General features: G+C 65.0%; 22 protein-coding genes. 20 read left to right on the top strand and 2 right to left on the bottom strand.

What is annotated here, in order from left to right; translation table 11 throughout:
* Positions 1–13 precede the first annotated feature (13 nt).
* The 17 genes from A9975_RS05330 (at position 14) to A9975_RS05255 (ending at position 11361) form a co-directional block, all read left to right on the top strand.
* Positions 14–1195, top strand: a complete 1182-nt coding sequence (locus A9975_RS05330; RefSeq protein WP_183031701.1) for a hypothetical protein — start codon at positions 14–16, stop codon at positions 1193–1195.
* Positions 1196–1307: 112 nt separating this feature from the next.
* A complete protein-coding gene (locus A9975_RS05325; RefSeq protein ID WP_183031700.1) occupies positions 1308–2195 on the top strand; it encodes a DNA translocase FtsK in 888 nt (295 codons plus the stop codon).
* Positions 2196–2201: 6 nt separating this feature from the next.
* Positions 2202–3947, top strand: coding sequence for an AAA family ATPase (locus tag A9975_RS05320; protein ID WP_183031699.1), 1746 nt, complete (start codon positions 2202–2204; stop codon positions 3945–3947).
* Complete coding sequence (locus A9975_RS05315; protein ID WP_183031767.1) at positions 3947–4204, top strand: hypothetical protein; 258 nt, start codon at positions 3947–3949, stop codon at positions 4202–4204. The genes A9975_RS05320 and A9975_RS05315 overlap by 1 nt, the downstream gene beginning before the upstream one ends.
* A complete protein-coding gene (locus A9975_RS05310) occupies positions 4204–4386 on the top strand; it encodes a hypothetical protein (RefSeq protein WP_183031698.1) in 183 nt (60 codons plus the stop codon). Before A9975_RS05315 ends, A9975_RS05310 begins: the two co-directional genes overlap by 1 nt.
* Positions 4383–4586, top strand: coding sequence for an AlpA family transcriptional regulator (locus tag A9975_RS05305; protein WP_183031697.1), 204 nt, complete (start codon positions 4383–4385; stop codon positions 4584–4586). Before A9975_RS05310 ends, A9975_RS05305 begins: the two co-directional genes overlap by 4 nt.
* Positions 4587–4597: 11 nt before the next feature.
* The gene (locus A9975_RS05300) at positions 4598–4897 is read left to right on the top strand and encodes a hypothetical protein (protein WP_183031696.1); all 300 of its coding nucleotides are present in this window, start codon (positions 4598–4600) and stop codon (positions 4895–4897) included.
* A gap of 57 nt (positions 4898–4954) precedes the next feature.
* Entirely contained in the window at positions 4955–5572 is a 618-nt protein-coding gene (locus tag A9975_RS05295) for a 3'-5' exonuclease (protein ID WP_183031695.1), read from the top strand.
* Positions 5569–5694, top strand: a complete 126-nt coding sequence (locus A9975_RS37960; RefSeq protein ID WP_255503069.1) for a hypothetical protein — start codon at positions 5569–5571, stop codon at positions 5692–5694. The genes A9975_RS05295 and A9975_RS37960 overlap by 4 nt, the downstream gene beginning before the upstream one ends.
* Complete coding sequence (locus A9975_RS37955) at positions 5691–6887, top strand: hypothetical protein (RefSeq protein ID WP_255503068.1); 1197 nt, start codon at positions 5691–5693, stop codon at positions 6885–6887. Before A9975_RS37960 ends, A9975_RS37955 begins: the two co-directional genes overlap by 4 nt.
* Complete coding sequence (locus A9975_RS05285) at positions 6884–7636, top strand: hypothetical protein (RefSeq protein ID WP_183031694.1); 753 nt, start codon at positions 6884–6886, stop codon at positions 7634–7636. Before A9975_RS37955 ends, A9975_RS05285 begins: the two co-directional genes overlap by 4 nt.
* Positions 7633–8451, top strand: coding sequence for a hypothetical protein (locus tag A9975_RS05280; protein WP_183031693.1), 819 nt, complete (start codon positions 7633–7635; stop codon positions 8449–8451). Before A9975_RS05285 ends, A9975_RS05280 begins: the two co-directional genes overlap by 4 nt.
* Entirely contained in the window at positions 8448–8597 is a 150-nt protein-coding gene (locus A9975_RS05275; protein ID WP_183031692.1) for a hypothetical protein, read from the top strand. The genes A9975_RS05280 and A9975_RS05275 overlap by 4 nt, the downstream gene beginning before the upstream one ends.
* Positions 8594–8818 carry a hypothetical protein gene (locus A9975_RS05270; RefSeq protein WP_183031691.1) on the top strand — a complete coding sequence of 75 codons (225 nt, stop codon included), beginning with the start codon at positions 8594–8596 and terminating at the stop codon, positions 8816–8818. Before A9975_RS05275 ends, A9975_RS05270 begins: the two co-directional genes overlap by 4 nt.
* Positions 8811–9281 carry a Lar family restriction alleviation protein gene (locus A9975_RS05265; RefSeq protein ID WP_183031690.1) on the top strand — a complete coding sequence of 157 codons (471 nt, stop codon included), beginning with the start codon at positions 8811–8813 and terminating at the stop codon, positions 9279–9281. Before A9975_RS05270 ends, A9975_RS05265 begins: the two co-directional genes overlap by 8 nt.
* A gap of 35 nt (positions 9282–9316) precedes the next feature.
* A complete protein-coding gene (locus A9975_RS05260; RefSeq protein ID WP_183031689.1) occupies positions 9317–9574 on the top strand; it encodes a hypothetical protein in 258 nt (85 codons plus the stop codon).
* Positions 9571–11361 (top strand): DNA cytosine methyltransferase, encoded by a 1791-nt coding sequence (locus A9975_RS05255; RefSeq protein ID WP_183031688.1) that lies wholly within the window; start codon positions 9571–9573, stop codon positions 11359–11361. The genes A9975_RS05260 and A9975_RS05255 overlap by 4 nt, the downstream gene beginning before the upstream one ends.
* A 41-nt stretch (positions 11362–11402) precedes the next feature.
* Here the strand turns inward: A9975_RS05255 and A9975_RS05250 are convergent, their stop codons facing one another.
* On the bottom strand, positions 11403–11963 hold the full coding sequence (locus tag A9975_RS05250; RefSeq protein ID WP_183031687.1) for a hypothetical protein: 561 nt from the start codon (positions 11961–11963) through the stop codon (positions 11403–11405).
* Between the two features lie 38 nt (positions 11964–12001).
* On the opposite strand from A9975_RS05250, the gene A9975_RS05245 reads away from it, so the two are divergent.
* Complete coding sequence (locus A9975_RS05245) at positions 12002–12574, top strand: hypothetical protein (RefSeq protein ID WP_183031686.1); 573 nt, start codon at positions 12002–12004, stop codon at positions 12572–12574.
* Here A9975_RS05245 and A9975_RS05240 read toward each other — a convergent pair.
* Positions 12564–12926: a hypothetical protein gene (locus tag A9975_RS05240; protein ID WP_183031685.1), complete on the bottom strand. Its 363-nt coding sequence runs from the start codon at positions 12924–12926 to the stop codon at positions 12564–12566. The two genes, A9975_RS05245 and A9975_RS05240, sit on opposite strands and share 11 nt — an antisense overlap.
* Before the next feature lie 33 nt (positions 12927–12959).
* On the opposite strand from A9975_RS05240, the gene A9975_RS05235 reads away from it, so the two are divergent.
* Positions 12960–13544 carry a DUF1643 domain-containing protein gene (locus tag A9975_RS05235; protein WP_183031684.1) on the top strand — a complete coding sequence of 195 codons (585 nt, stop codon included), beginning with the start codon at positions 12960–12962 and terminating at the stop codon, positions 13542–13544.
* Complete coding sequence (locus A9975_RS05230) at positions 13519–13734, top strand: hypothetical protein (RefSeq protein WP_150993017.1); 216 nt, start codon at positions 13519–13521, stop codon at positions 13732–13734. Before A9975_RS05235 ends, A9975_RS05230 begins: the two co-directional genes overlap by 26 nt.
* Positions 13735–13745: the final 11 nt, after the last annotated feature.

The raw sequence follows: 13745 nt of genomic DNA, 5'->3' as shown, positions 1-13745 counted from the left end.
AGACCACGCCACCATGACCGCCACCACTACCCTCGAACACATGCGCGCGCCCGCCGTGCGCGAGCCTGCCCCGATTGTCACCATGGGCTTCGGCTCGTCGCAGTCCTTCGAACTCATGCAGCGCGCCGCCAACCTGCTGTCTTCGTCCACCCTGGTGCCGGCGGCATACCGCAAGGTCATCGAGAAGCTCGACAAGTTCGGCAACGTGAAGGAATCGCGCGAGAACCCGAACGCGCTGGCAAACAGCGTCGTGGCGCTCAACATGGCGCAGCGCATGGGCGCCGACCCGCTCATGGTGATGCAGAACCTCTACATCGTGGAAGGCCGCCCGTCCTGGTCGTCGCAGTGGATCATCGCTGCGGTGAACGGTTGCGGCCGCTTCTCTCCGCTGCGCTTCGACATCAAGGTACTCGGCAAGAAGGTTGTCGAGCGCATCGAGACCGTGTGGGAAAACGGTAACCGCAGCAACGTCGTCAAGAAGGTCGAGATCGTCGACAAGGTGGCCATTGCCTGGGCAGTGGAACGCGAGACCAAAGAGCGCCTGGAATCGCCGCCGGTGACCATTGAGATGGCCGTCAAGGAAGGCTGGTACACGAAGAACGGCAGCAAGTGGCAGACCATGGACGAGGTCATGCTGCGCTACCGTACCGCCAGCTTCTTCGGGAAGCTCTACGCGCCCGAGCTGCTAATGGGCCTGCAATCCGTCGAGGAAGCGCAGGACATCATCGACCTCAATCCGGACGGCTCGTACACGGTGGCCAGCACCTCGGTGGATGAGCTGCGCGGTAACACTGCGCGCGCCCAGCCAGCGCAGCCCGCTGAAGTGGTCAAACGCCAGCCCGAGCCGGTTGCCGCCGCTGCAGCCGAGCCCGAGGTGGCGGATGTCCCCGACGACGATGCGGCCGATCGCGAACTGCCACTGGATGACGGCCAACAAGCCGGCCAGGAAGGCACCGGCGACGGCGAAGCCACCCTCACCTTCCAGGACGTGAACCGCGAGCTGCTGACGGCCAAGACCATCGACGACCTCGACTATGCGCGCAGCCTCATCAAGCAGATCCCTGACGAGAAGGCCAAGGCCACGCTGAACTCGGTAGCGGCGCGCCGCATGCGCGAGCTGGCACCGCCAGATGAGCCTGCAACCGCGGCCGCGCAGCCAGCCCGCCGCGCGCGCGCCCCAATCAACGCGGACTGAACGATCACGGGGGAAAACGGATGCCACGGAGTCTGCCGCCGACCGGAAGGCGGCGTAGCAAGGCCGGCGGATGCAGCGAGTACCCCACCCCGACACCTGACAGGACACAGAAATGAACCAATCGCCTGAATTCAAGAACACCCTGAACATGACCGCCGGCACGCTGGGCAAGGATCTGCTGTCCGCTCTCGTGTTGGAAATGAAGATGCTGCCCGACACCTGGGTGAAGCTGTCGCAGAAGAAGCAAGACGACATCCTCGATCGCCTGCGCAACCGCGTCGACACATCCGTGAAGATGGCCGTCCACCTCATCGCCAGCCAGGGCCGCACAGTGGTAGTGGGCGACCTGGACAAGGTGACTTTCAAGGGCGGCGCGCAAGCAACGATCAAGATCGGCAAGTCGGCGCCCAACCTGCACGGCCTGGTCGATGCCGAAGGCCAAGCCGTGATGCTGGTCCTGAGTGGCGACAACGAATTCACCGACGGCATGGATGAAGTCCGCGGCGAATCCGACCAGCGCGCCTTTGACCTCGGCAAGGAATACACCGACGGCGATGGCGACGGGATGCCCGGTAACGACGGCGCCCCTGCCGACGACAACGTGGTCGACGCCACCTTCACCGAAACGCCGCTGGCGATCGAGCAGCAGCCCCTGCAGGAAGAGCTCGAAGCCGCGCACGAGGCCGGCCACAAGGCCGCCAGCGAGGGCAAGCCCGAATCCGACTGCCCGAAGATCGCCGGCCAGCTCTGCATCGCCTGGGTCAAGGGCTGGAAGCGTTGGCACGAAGAGCAGACCGGTGCCGACCCGCTGTACGCCCAGGTCGAGGCCTTCGTGGTGGAAAAGCAGAAGGTGAGCATCTCCCTCATTCAGCGCCACTTCAAGATCGGCTACAACCGCGCCGCTCGCCTGGTCGAGCAGTTGGAAGCCGATGGTGTCGTGAGCGCAGTGGACCTCGAAGGCCACCGCAACGTGCTGAAGAGCACCGAGGAAACGGAGTAACTCGCCATGCGCATCACCGCCATCCACGCCCGCAACTTCCTCGGCATCCGGGCCGCCGACATCATCCCGGCCACGCCGGTGACCCTGATCTGCGGGCCCAACGGCGCAGGCAAAAGCTCGATCCAAGAGGCCGTCCGCATGGCGCTCACCGAGGAAACCGTGCGCGTGGGCCTGAAGAAGGAATACGGCAAGCTGCTGCGCGATGGAACCGAGTCCGGCTCAATAGTGGTATCCGTTGGTCCGCAGGCGAACAGCATCGTGCTGCCCTCCGGCAAGGCCACCAAGGGCATTCCCACCGATGCGCGCACGCCGTTCGTGCTGGACGCCCAGCGCTTCGCTCGCATGGACGTGAAAGAGCGCCGCGCGTTCCTGTTCGACCTGATGGGCCTGAAGATCGGCACCGACCAGGTGCGCGAGCGCCTCGTGGCGCGCGGTTGCAACGCCAAGAAGATCGAGGCGGCGTTGCCGCTGGTGCGCGCCGGCTTCGACGCCGCCGCCAAAGAAGCCGGCGGCAAGGCCACCGCGGCGAAAGGTGCCTGGCGTGAGCTGACCGGCGAGACCTACGGCAGCGTCAAGGCGGCCAGCTGGTTCGCCCCGGTGCCGGCCGGCGCCGAGGACCCCGAGGAACTCGCCAGCCTGATCGCCGAGTCCGAGGACACCATCAAGGTCCTGTCCACCGAGGCCGGCGAGCTGCAGCGCCAGCTGGGCGAGATCGACGCCGCGGCACGCCAGCGCGCACAACGCGCCAGCCAGATCGCAGACCTGCGCGCCAAGGCCGAGCTGCTGCCCAAGGCGCAAGACAGCGCCGCCCGCGCGCTGGCCGAGCGCGATGCCTTCCTGCCCAAGGTGGCCGCCCTGCGCTACGCCGCCGGCGGCAAAGTGGCGGGCATGCCCTGCACCTGCCCGGACTGCGGCGCCATGCTGCTCTTCCTGGCCGGCCAGCTCGCCAAGCACGAGCCAGCGCAGATTGACCCCGAGGCCGCTGGCCGCCTGCCCGAGTACGAGCGCAGCCTGACCGTGCTGGAAAACGCGCTGAAGAGCCGTACCGCCGAGCGCGACGCCGCCGACACCGCGGCGAAGCAGCTGCGCCTGCTGCAGGACCAGGCAGCTGGCGAGGCCACCGACAGCGCCGACGACGTGGAACGCCAGGCTATCTCGAGCCGGCTGGAAGCCATCCAGGGCAGCATCGCCCAGTTCGGCAAGGATCTGGACGCGGCCCGTGCGTCGCAGCGCGCCGCCGCCCAGGCCGGTGAGCTCACCAAGCGGGCCGGCCAGCACCACGCCGACGTAGCCGCATGGGATGCGCTTGCCGAAGCCCTTGGCCCCAGCGGCATCCCCGCCGATCTGCTGACCGAGGCGCTGGACCCCATCAACGAGCGCCTGGCTGCCGCTGCCAATTTGTCCGAATGGTTCCGGGTCGGCATCGAGAAAGACATGACCATCGCCGCCGGTGACGGCCGACCCTACGCCTTGCTCTCTGAGTCCGAGAAGTGGCGCGCCGACGCGATGATCGCCTATGCCATCGGCGCCCTGACCGGCCTTCGCCTGCTGGTCCTGGACCGCGCGGACGTGCTGATCGGACCCGAGCGCGACCGCCTTCTGTATTGGCTCGACGACTTGGCCGCCACCGATGCGATCGACACCGCGCTGATCTTCATGAGCCTCAAGTCGCCCCCGGGCGCGCTGCCGGAATCGATCACCTCGTTCTGGATCGCCGACCACGAGGTGGGCACTGTGCGGGAGGCTGCGTGATGGGTGAGATCGCAGAAATGATGCTCGACGGCACGCTTTGCGAGGGCTGCGGCGTCTACCTGGATGGCGACGGCGATGGCATTCCACGCTGCTGCCCGGACTGCGCTCGCGAGCGCCGCCGCGCCGCTAAGCAGTCGACGGCGACGCACAAGCCGTCGACCCCAAAGGTCAGCTGCCCGACGTGCAAGCGCCGCGTGAAAGCGACCGGCCTAAAAGATCACGTGCGCGATGCGCACGGCACCAAGGAGGCCGCGTGATGGTGAGCACGACCGTGATGATCCAACGCCTGGAAGGGCTGCTAGGCACCAAGGACCTGAACGACTGGGAACAGGGTTTCGTGCGCAAGCTGGCCGAGCACATGCATGCCGGCCAAGTGACGAAGCTCACCGGCGACCAGGTCGACAAGCTGGACGAACTGCATGGGAGGCATTTCTCGTGAACACCGAAGCACAACGCCGGATCATCCGCCTGCCCGAGGTCAGCCAGCTGGTGGGCCTGGGCAAGACCGCGATCTACGAACGCATCAAGGAACACACGTTCCCCGCCCCGATCAAGCTCGGCCGCGCCAGCGGCTGGGTTGCGGAAGAGGTTCAAAAGTGGGTCGAAACCCAGATCGCGGCCACGCGCGGGGGCCACTGATGCCCCGCGCCATGAAATTCACCCGCAAGTCGGTACTGGCCTATCTGCAAGAGCGCACCGGCCAGCGCTTCACGCCGACGCAGATCGCGAACAACTTCAAGCGCAGCACGGCCGAGGCGCGCGAGGTACTGGCCGACCTGCACGAGAACGAGCTGATCCGCAGCGGCGTCGACGGCACCACCCGTGTGTTCTTCGTCGCGGCACCCAGCAGTGAGCCTCGTCCTGAACGCATCGTTGGCCGCGGCGAGCTGCGCGGCTGGGAAGCCGGCCTGCGTCGCTTCGAGGCGCTCTGCATGACCGCGCGGCGCTAAGACAGGCGCCGAGAAGACTGCAACACCCACCACCGCTACCCCCACAGGAACGACATCATGACGCCCATCCTCTTCTACGACACTGAGACCTCCGGCCTGCCGCAATGGAGCCTGCCCAGCGAAGACCCGAGCCAGCCGCACATCACCCAGATCGCAGCCGAGCTGCATGACGAAGACACCGGCACCACGCTGGCCTTCATGGACCTGCTGATCCGGCCCGACGGCTGGTCGATCCCGGAAGAACTCGAAGCGCTGACCGGCATCACCAACGAGAAGGCAGAGCGCTTCGGCGTGCCGATCGAGAAGGCTCTCTCGCTCTTCATCGGCATGTGGAAGAAGGCGCAGCTGCGCGTCGCGCACAACGAGTCCTTCGACATGCGGATGGTGCGCATTGAGCTGATGCGTCAACTCGACCACGACGAGGGATTCCACGAGCAGTGGAAGACCGCCCCAGCCTTCTGCACGCAGTCGAAGAGCACCAAGATCATCAACCTGCCGCCGACCGAGAAGATGCTGGCCGCTGGCCGCCGCACGCCCAAGTCGCCGAACCTGGGCGAAGCGTATCGACACTTCACCGGCACCGACCTGGTGGGCGCGCACAACGCCGCTGTCGACCTGGCGGCCTGCCGCACCGTGTACTACGGCATCAAGCGGCATCTCGCCACGGCGGCATGAACTGCCACGTTGCATTGGTCGTCACCGTCGCCGGCATGCTCATCTGCCTGGTGATCGGTGGCTACGCCCAATACCGCCTGCTCAAGAAGATGGCCGGTGACGCTGGGGAGGACAAGGAATGAATGAAGAACAGAAACAGACCGTGCGCGATGCCGTGGCCAGCGCACTGGGGAATGCCTATGATTGCCAGCGCGTATGGAGCGCCTGGGGCGTAGGCACGATGAGCTCAAACGACTTCAGCCTGGTGGCGGAGGACGACGAACGCCTCGATGACATCACCGACGCCGCGCTGGCGGCTATGCCGGCGCCGTTCCAGGCTCGCGTACAGCCGTGGATGCTGGAGTGCTTCGGCGTGGAAATCGCCGCCGACGCCCAGGAGCGCAATCACCGCTTCCTCGAGGAGGCTTTGGAACTGGTACAAGCCTGCGGCGCTACGGCAAGCGAGGCGCACCAACTGGTGGACTACGTTTATGGGCGGCCTGTTGGCGACAAGGCGCAGGAAGTCGGCGGCGTGATGGTGACGCTGGCCGCGCTGTGCCTCGCGCAAGGTCTGGACATGCATGCGGCCGGCGAGACCGAGCTTGCGCGCATCTGGACGAAGGTCGAGCAGATCCGCGCAAAGCAGGCCGCGAAGCCGAAGCACTCGCCGCTGCCCCAGTTCGCCCCCAATGAGGGTGGCAGTGTATTCCAGATCATCGACAACGCTATTGCTAGTGCCGAAGAGTACGATCCGGTGACGTCTGGTGGCGATCTGCGAATTGTTACGCTGCGCATGGATCAGGCCAAGAAGGTTCGCGATGCCTTAGGTGGGCAGCGCAGCAGCAAGGGCGACGATCAGGTTTGGTTAGCTAACAGCAAGGGGGTCAACGAGGGTGGCAGCGAGCAGAACGAAGAGATCCTGCGCCTCCACCGCGAGATGGCTGGTCTGCGTCAGATGCTGGAGGCGGAAACGCGCCGCGCCGATAGCGCTGTGGCCGTGTCCAATGCCACTCAGGATCAGCTAGCCGCCAAGAATAAGGGTGGCAGCGGCGAGGTGGTGGCGAGCGAGCGCGCCGCCGATCTGGAAGCCTACGGCATTGCGCAGGACATCGCCAAGCAGATGGGTTACGACACCCTATCTGCTGCGCTGTTCGACTTGCGCAAACGCCGCGCCGCCCCGCAACCGAGCGAATCGCCTGCCGCGCTGGCGGATGTCAAATACACGCAAGCTGATATGGAGCGTCTCGGGTTGGCCGTTGCTGATGCGCGGGAAAGGCGCATTCGGGGCGCGCTGACGGATGACGCATCGCAGGCCGGGAAGGGAGATAGCCAATGAGCCGCATCATCTGCCAATTCTCCTGCGGCGCGGCGTCTGCCGTGGCAACCAAGCTGGCGCTGGCCGAGCACACTGGGCGCGACGTGCAAATCGTCAATGCCTACCTGAAGAACGAGCACGAAGACAACCGACGCTTCCTGACGGACTGCCAGCAGTGGTTTGGCCGCCCCATCACCGTGCTGCGTGACGAGAAATTCGGCGCCGACATTATCCAGGTGTTTCGGCGTCGCCAGTTTATGAAGGGGCCGATGGGTGCGCCGTGCTCGCGGGAGCTGAAACGCAAGCTACTGGATGGCTGGAGCCAGCCGGGCGACGTGATCGTGCTGGGCTTTACGGCAGAGGAGCAGGGCCGATGGGATGACTTTGTCGAGCGCAATCCAGACCGCCCGGCCATCGCGCCGCTGATCGACAAGGGACTCGGCAAGGAAGACTGCAAGGCGATGGCGCAGCGCGCCGGCATCGAACTGCCGATGATGTACCGCCTCGGCTACGAGAACGCCAATTGCATCGGCTGCGTGAAGGGTGGTGAGGGTTATTTCCGCGCCATCCGCGAGGACTTCCCCGCCGAGTTCGAGGAACTGTGCCGGGTGCAGGACGAGATTGGCGAAGGCGCCTACCTGTTCCGCAACCGAAAGACGGGCGAACGCTATTCCCTGCGCGATATTCCGCCGGGGCCAGTGCGCCGCAACGAAGCCCTGCCGTCTTGCTCTTTCTTCTGCGAGATGGCCGAACAGGAGTATGCAGCATGACCAACCCCACCAAAACCCCCGACACCCGCGCAATGGGGGCGAGCGCGGTGCCGGATCTCGATCAACTTGCGCAGCAGTATCGGACTTGGGACGGTGCAAGCTACAGCTTCGACCATCAAGGATTCGCCCGCGCCCTTCTCGCCCAGCCGGCATCGCCCGCAGCCAGCACGCAGGAGGACGTGGCGGTGGCGTGCAAGCGCTGTGGCGGCTCAAGGCTTGTCGATGACGGCGAAATCACTGGTTCGGGCGGCGTCGAGTTTGAGAACGGCCCGGTGCGGTGTGTCAAAGATTGCCCAGATTGCGCTACCCCGCAACCGAGCGCCAAGGCGCTGACGGATGTGCAAATATGGGATATCGAGCGCGCTTGTACCATCGAGTCCAAGGTATCGGTAAATAAGTGGGATGGGCGAATCGAACAGTACGTTACGGAGGAGCAATACCGTTATCGTCTGAACACGTTGAAATTCGCCCGCGCACTCCTGGCCGCGCAGCCCAGCGAGGACAAGCGCGATGGCACAGACGCCGCACGCGACCTGCTGGCCGAGCGCCGACGCCAAGTGACGGCGGAAGGCTGGACGCCGGAGCATGACGACCAGCACGATGACAGTGAAATGGCGCTTGCGGCATCGTGGTACGCGGCATCGCCTTTCATTCGATATGAGCTGGACGAAAAGGGCCTTGGTTTCTGGCCTTGGGCGCAGGAATGGTGGAAGCCTGGGGACCGCCGGCGCGACTTGGTCAAGGCCGGCGCCCTGATCCTTGCCGAAATCGAGCGCCTGGACCGCGCCGCAATCGCCAAAGGAGAGGGGAAGTGAGCGCATCTACCGAGCATCCCCTGGCAGCCGGCTACTGGTGCGTGGTCTGCGGACGATTGCTCCCCGAGGAGGATGGCGTGGTCGTCCACGACGATATGCCCCATCCAAACACCATGACTTTCGATGAAGAGGGCCATCCGCAATGACCGCAACTATTCAGAGTTCCTTAACAGTTGCCCATCTCGAAAAGCTGATCACGACGGCGCGCAAGGACATGCGCAAGGCTAGCGAGCAACGTGCGGCCCTTGGTCCCGAGTGTTCGCGCGCTCGCATCACATCGGCAAACGCCAAGTACGCTAGGAACGCAGAGTACCTGGAGCGCCTGGAACAGAAACTGGAAGCAGCCAATGGAGCCAGCCATGACTGACAGCGCAGAGCGGCTGGAGCCGTGTCCGTTCTGCGGACAGCAGGCCGCTACGAAAACGAGCGACGACTGGCACGCCGCTGGCTGCACCACCTACATGGCGCCGGGTGTGCTGTGCTACGGGCAGGCCATCGCCCTGCAATACAAGACGGAAGCCGAAGCCATTGCGGCGTGGAACTACCGGGCACCCACGGAGACGCAAGATCCGTCGCCCGCAGTGCCGATGTTCTACGTGCAAGACACCCGCCAGTTCGTCGGCAACTGCGTGATGTGGTGGGGCAAGAACCACAGAGGCTACGTGTCGCGCCTCAACGAGGCGGGCAGGTACACGCTCGACGAGGCGTCGCGCATTTGCGAGCGCGACACCGACCGCATGTGGCCGTGCGAGCAAATCGACGTGCTGGCGCACCCGACCGTCGATATGCAGCACCTGCCGCGCAAGGTTGCAAAAGGAGAGACGAAGTGATCGCCCCTCGCAGCTCAATGATCAGCAGTCATCCTATGACCATCATCGTCACTATCGTGCCGCGGCCCGAGAACCTCACTGAGGCCGCTCACATCGCTAGGTCCCAGCCCGAACGCCTCTTCATACGGCGACGCGACGCAGAGCCGAAGAAATGCGCCGCAGGCAACGGTAATGGCGAGAACGGTAGTCATTGGTCGGCAATCGGATTTGGGCGTCGGGGCCAAACAGGCTACCAGCACCGACCAATTTCGAATGCAAAGAATAGTCAACAAAAAGCCGAGGTATTCGCATGATCCGCCGCGAATACAAGACTTTCGGCTTCTGCTGCGGCCTAGGCGGCGGCGCCAAGGGTTTCAAGAAGGCCGCTTCCCAGGTGGGCAACATGGTCGCCACCTGGAAGTGCATCGGCGGTATCGACGTCGACCCGGCCGCCGCGCGCGACTTCGAGCAGCTCGTGGGCGCGAAGTGCACGGTCATGGACCTGTTCACCCGCGCGATGTACACCGCGTTCCACGGCAAAGAGCCGCCGGCGGGCTGGCGCGAGGCCACGGCCGCCGACATTCGGCGTGCCGCTGGCGGCGAGCGGCCGAACTGCGTGTTCATCTCGTCGCCGTGCAAGGGCGCCTCCGGGCTGCTGTCCGAGGCGCTCAGCCGGACGCCGAAATACCAGGCGCTCAACGAGCTGACACTGCGCTGCGTCTGGCTGATGTGCGAGGCCTGGAAGGATGATCCGGTCGAACTGATCGTCTTCGAGAACGTGCCGCGGCTGGCCACGCGCGGCCGGCACCTGCTGGACCAGATCAACCAGATCCTGCGCCACTATGGCTATGCCGTAAACGAGACGACGCACGACTGCGGCGAGATCGGCGGGCTGGCCCAGAGCCGCAAGCGCTTCCTGCTGGTGGCCCGCCAGATGGAGAAGGTTCCGGCCTTCCTGTACGAGCCCGAGCTGCGCCGCCTGCAAGGCGTCGGTACCGTGCTGGGCCGCATGCCGCTGCCTGGCGACGCCACCGGTGGCCCGATGCACCGTGTGCCGTCGCTGCAGTGGAAGACCTGGGTGCGGCTGGCGTTTGTTGAGGCCGGCAGCGACTGGCGCAGCCTGAACAAGCTGGCGGTGGAAAACGGGCATCTCAGCGATTACCTGATCGTGCCCGAATATCGCGACGGCTACATGGGGGTGAATCGATGGGACGAGCCCAGCGGGACCGTCGCTGGTCGTAGTGGGCCGACGAACGGCACGTTTTCGGTCGCGGATCCGCGCGGCCCAGCCAACGCCGCTCAGTACCAGCAATACGGCGTGCTGCGCTGGGGCGAAACGTCTGGCGCCATCATCGGCGTCAAGTCGCCCGGCCAGGGCACCTTCAGCGTGGCCGACCCGCGCCACCCGGGCCCAGCCAAGCACAACAACGAATTCCGGATCGTGCCGTGGAACCAGGCGGCCGGCGCCGTTACCAGCGCCCACGGCACCGGGCAGTGCGTGCAGGACCCGCGCGCGTCGACTGGCTTCGAGGGCGCGGGCAAGTACCGCGTCACCGGCTTCGACGAGCCCGCCGGCACGGTCATCGCGCGCAGCGACACCGGCCAGGGTGCGTATGCCGTGGCCGACCCGCGCCCGGGCATGCGGCGCGAGCGCGGCGACCACTACCTGACAGGTGGGCACTACGGCGTGGTGGGCTGGGAGCAGCCCAGCGGCGCGGTCTCGGCAGCTGCAGGGCACGACAACGGCCGCTGGTCGGTCGCTGATCCGCGCCTGCCGGCCGCAAACGACAAGCTGGTCGCGATCATCCGCGCGCTGGACGGCACGTGGCACCGCCCTTTCACCACGCTGGAACTAGCTGCGCTGCAGTCGCTGATCGAGCCGGAGGAATACCTGGAACTGGACGGCCTGAGTGATCAGGCCTGGCGCGAGCGTATCGGCAACGCCGTGCCGCCGGATGCGGCGCGCGCGATCGCCGAAGTCATGGGCACCACCCTGCTGCTGGCTGAGGCTGGCGAGACGTTCATGCTGTCGGCCACGCCGGTGTGGGTGCGGCCGGTGGCGGTGGCGTTGTCGGTGGCGCAGCCTGCGGAGGCCGCGTGATGCGCGATCAGCTCCAAAACTCCATCGGCAGGAAGATTAATTCACCCGGCCTCGGCCTGCACCGCGGCGCGCGCAATCCGAAGCATGGCGACGTCCTTGCGGTATATGCCGGACGCAATCTCAGTCCCGACATCGAAACGCATGGCCATGGAGAGAGCTTCTGGCTCCTGCCGCGCCAGGACTGCCCTCAAAATTTCCACCGTATCACCGACCGCTCGGATGATCTCTATCGAGTCGATTTCGTGCAGGGGAATCGCACAAAGCTTCTCATACGCGTATTTCACTCGCTGATGATTGAGGGTTGCGAACTGTGCAAATGCTCCCTCGAAGTCTTCCGGTATCGGCTGGTCGCCACCCACGGCATCGAGCGCGAGATCGAGCATGGCAACAATTGCGCTGCGACGCGCCCTCTTCGCAAGGCCGGCCTGGTAGTGGATGAACCACGCACCCGCTCCAATCGCACCGATCGATCCAACGGCCTGAACCCAAGCAGCAATGTCGCCGGACTTAACCCCGCAGAGCGATGCAATGTATCCACCGGACGCGAGAACCGCCACACCAACAAGCCCGTAGCTCGCAATTCCCAACGTCTTCTCGCTCATCTTTCGACCCGTCAAAATATATTCCGGGGGATCCTAGCATGACCAAAGAACGCCCCATCCTCTTCAGCGGCGCCATGGTGCGCGCCATCCTCGATGGCCGGAAAACACAGACGCGGCGCGTCATGAGCGAGCGCCATCGCTACCACTTCATCGAAGCCAGCGGCGATCTGACGCTATGCCCCTACGGCCAGCCCGGCGACCGCCTTTACGTGCGCGAGGCCTGGGCACAGCCGGTCCCGTTGGACCCGGGCCCAACGTTCTACCGCGCCGACTACCCGGACAACGTGCTCGGCAAGTACGAGAACTTGCCGCCGGCCGTGGCCATCACCTGGAAGCCCAGCATCCACATGCCGCGCGCGCTGTCGCGGATCCTGCTGGAGATCACCGCGGTGCGCATCGAGCGCCTGAGGCAGATCAGCCTAGACGATTGCCTTGCTGAAGGCATCGACACAGAGGGACCTGACTACAGCGAGGGGGAGAACTATTCGAACGCTGGCTCGCCGGTCTCTGCCGAGCGCTGGGCATTCTCGACGCTATGGAACTCCACCGGCGGCGACTGGGAAGCTAACCCTTGGGTGTGGGTGGTCGAGTTCAGGCGGGCTACTTCGTGATGTGCTTGGCCCACTCCAACCAGCCCAGGGACTGCGCCGCGCTGACAACGATGCCAAAGGCGGTCACGCCCGCTGCGACCATTGCCCATTTCGCCGATCTCCGAGACGCCTCGGCCGACGCACGAGCAATCGCTACAGAGGCGGCCGAGATTTGCAGACCCTTCTCTGCCTCCCGCCGCCTGGCTTCCTCGACGTCTTCAGCCCGACGCAAGTTGCAATCGTGCAGATATTCGCGCGCCCACGCCGCTTGGGGCGCAGTCCATCCACCTTCCTCCAGATGCGCCCTTACCCAGGCCTCGCCCTTACTGGAGAAGATCTCCATGAAATCTTGCTTGAGGCTACGTTCGAACATCCCTATTCACTCGAGTTTTCAAGGAATCGTAGCATGAAGCACCTGACCACCCAAACGCTCGACGGCGAGGCCGGCGCCATCCTCTCTGACTGCGAGCAGTACCGCTACCGCCTCTGGCGCGAGTGGGATCGCAGCCGCCCGGCTCTGGGCTTCATCATGCTCAACCCGTCGACCGCCGACCACCAGGTCAACGACCCGACGATCACCCGCTGCCTGCAGCGCGCGCTTGCCGGCCGCTACGGCCGCCTCGATGTGGTGAATCTGTACCCGCTGCGGTCGACGGACCCTGACGGCCTGCTGGCCCACCCGGCACCGCTGGGCCGCGAGGACACAGCCAACTGCTCAATCATGGACGCGCTGGACCGCTGCTCGCTGGTGATCTGCGCCTGGGGCGCGCACAAGGCGGCGCCAGCGCGCGCAGCAGAGGTGCTGCGCATCGTCCGGTTGTGCGGCCGCGGCGCCCTGCTCCATCACCTCGGGCTGAACCAGGACGGCAGCCCAAAGCATCCCCTCTATATCGCGGCGAAGGTGCGGCCGCAGCCCTTTACCCCGTTGCCCTTCCGGGAAAACAGATTAGCAACCACGTGCGTAAATGACATTTACCAATCTGATGGGTGAAACGAGAATGACCGAAAAACAAGAGAAGGCAATCAAGCGTGCGGCCGAGCTGATGGACCAACTGGCCAGCGACATGGACGAAACGTTCATGCGGGGCCGGCGCTGGGAAGGCAGCGAAGCCCAGAAGGCGGATCGCGACGAGTACCGCACGCTCGCAGCCAGCCTCAGAGCCGTATTCGAAGGCAAATGAACGACGCAGCA

Origin of the sequence: Cupriavidus sp. UME77, assembly GCF_014170355.1 — a bacterium.
Taxonomy (GTDB): Bacteria; Pseudomonadota; Gammaproteobacteria; order Burkholderiales; family Burkholderiaceae; genus Cupriavidus; species Cupriavidus basilensis.
This window is presented reverse-complemented; position numbering and strand designations above follow the sequence as displayed.

Excerpts from the sequence above, each read along its gene's own strand:
- A9975_RS37955 (WP_255503068.1), top strand. The coding sequence starts at position 5,691 with ATGAATGAAGAACAGAAACAGACCGTGCGCGATGCCGTGGCCAGCGCA.
- A9975_RS05310 (WP_183031698.1), top strand. The coding sequence starts at position 4,204 with ATGGTGAGCACGACCGTGATGATCCAACGCCTGGAAGGGCTGCTAGGC.
- A9975_RS05265 (WP_183031690.1), top strand. The coding sequence starts at position 8,811 with ATGACTGACAGCGCAGAGCGGCTGGAGCCGTGTCCGTTCTGCGGACAG.
- A9975_RS05280 (WP_183031693.1), top strand. The coding sequence starts at position 7,633 with ATGACCAACCCCACCAAAACCCCCGACACCCGCGCAATGGGGGCGAGC.
- A9975_RS05255 (WP_183031688.1), top strand. The coding sequence starts at position 9,571 with ATGATCCGCCGCGAATACAAGACTTTCGGCTTCTGCTGCGGCCTAGGC.
- A9975_RS05235 (WP_183031684.1), top strand. The coding sequence starts at position 12,960 with ATGAAGCACCTGACCACCCAAACGCTCGACGGCGAGGCCGGCGCCATC.
- A9975_RS05325 (WP_183031700.1), top strand. The coding sequence starts at position 1,308 with ATGAACCAATCGCCTGAATTCAAGAACACCCTGAACATGACCGCCGGC.
- A9975_RS05230 (WP_150993017.1), top strand. The coding sequence starts at position 13,519 with ATGACATTTACCAATCTGATGGGTGAAACGAGAATGACCGAAAAACAA.
- A9975_RS37960 (WP_255503069.1), top strand. The coding sequence starts at position 5,569 with ATGAACTGCCACGTTGCATTGGTCGTCACCGTCGCCGGCATGCTCATC.
- A9975_RS05300 (WP_183031696.1), top strand. The coding sequence starts at position 4,598 with ATGAAATTCACCCGCAAGTCGGTACTGGCCTATCTGCAAGAGCGCACC.
- A9975_RS05240 (WP_183031685.1), bottom strand. The coding sequence starts at position 12,926 with ATGTTCGAACGTAGCCTCAAGCAAGATTTCATGGAGATCTTCTCCAGT.
- A9975_RS05270 (WP_183031691.1), top strand. The coding sequence starts at position 8,594 with ATGACCGCAACTATTCAGAGTTCCTTAACAGTTGCCCATCTCGAAAAG.
- A9975_RS05250 (WP_183031687.1), bottom strand. The coding sequence starts at position 11,963 with ATGAGCGAGAAGACGTTGGGAATTGCGAGCTACGGGCTTGTTGGTGTG.
- A9975_RS05295 (WP_183031695.1), top strand. The coding sequence starts at position 4,955 with ATGACGCCCATCCTCTTCTACGACACTGAGACCTCCGGCCTGCCGCAA.
- A9975_RS05285 (WP_183031694.1), top strand. The coding sequence starts at position 6,884 with ATGAGCCGCATCATCTGCCAATTCTCCTGCGGCGCGGCGTCTGCCGTG.
- A9975_RS05245 (WP_183031686.1), top strand. The coding sequence starts at position 12,002 with ATGACCAAAGAACGCCCCATCCTCTTCAGCGGCGCCATGGTGCGCGCC.
- A9975_RS05320 (WP_183031699.1), top strand. The coding sequence starts at position 2,202 with ATGCGCATCACCGCCATCCACGCCCGCAACTTCCTCGGCATCCGGGCC.
- A9975_RS05260 (WP_183031689.1), top strand. The coding sequence starts at position 9,317 with ATGACCATCATCGTCACTATCGTGCCGCGGCCCGAGAACCTCACTGAG.
- A9975_RS05315 (WP_183031767.1), top strand. The coding sequence starts at position 3,947 with ATGGGTGAGATCGCAGAAATGATGCTCGACGGCACGCTTTGCGAGGGC.
- A9975_RS05330 (WP_183031701.1), top strand. The coding sequence starts at position 14 with ATGACCGCCACCACTACCCTCGAACACATGCGCGCGCCCGCCGTGCGC.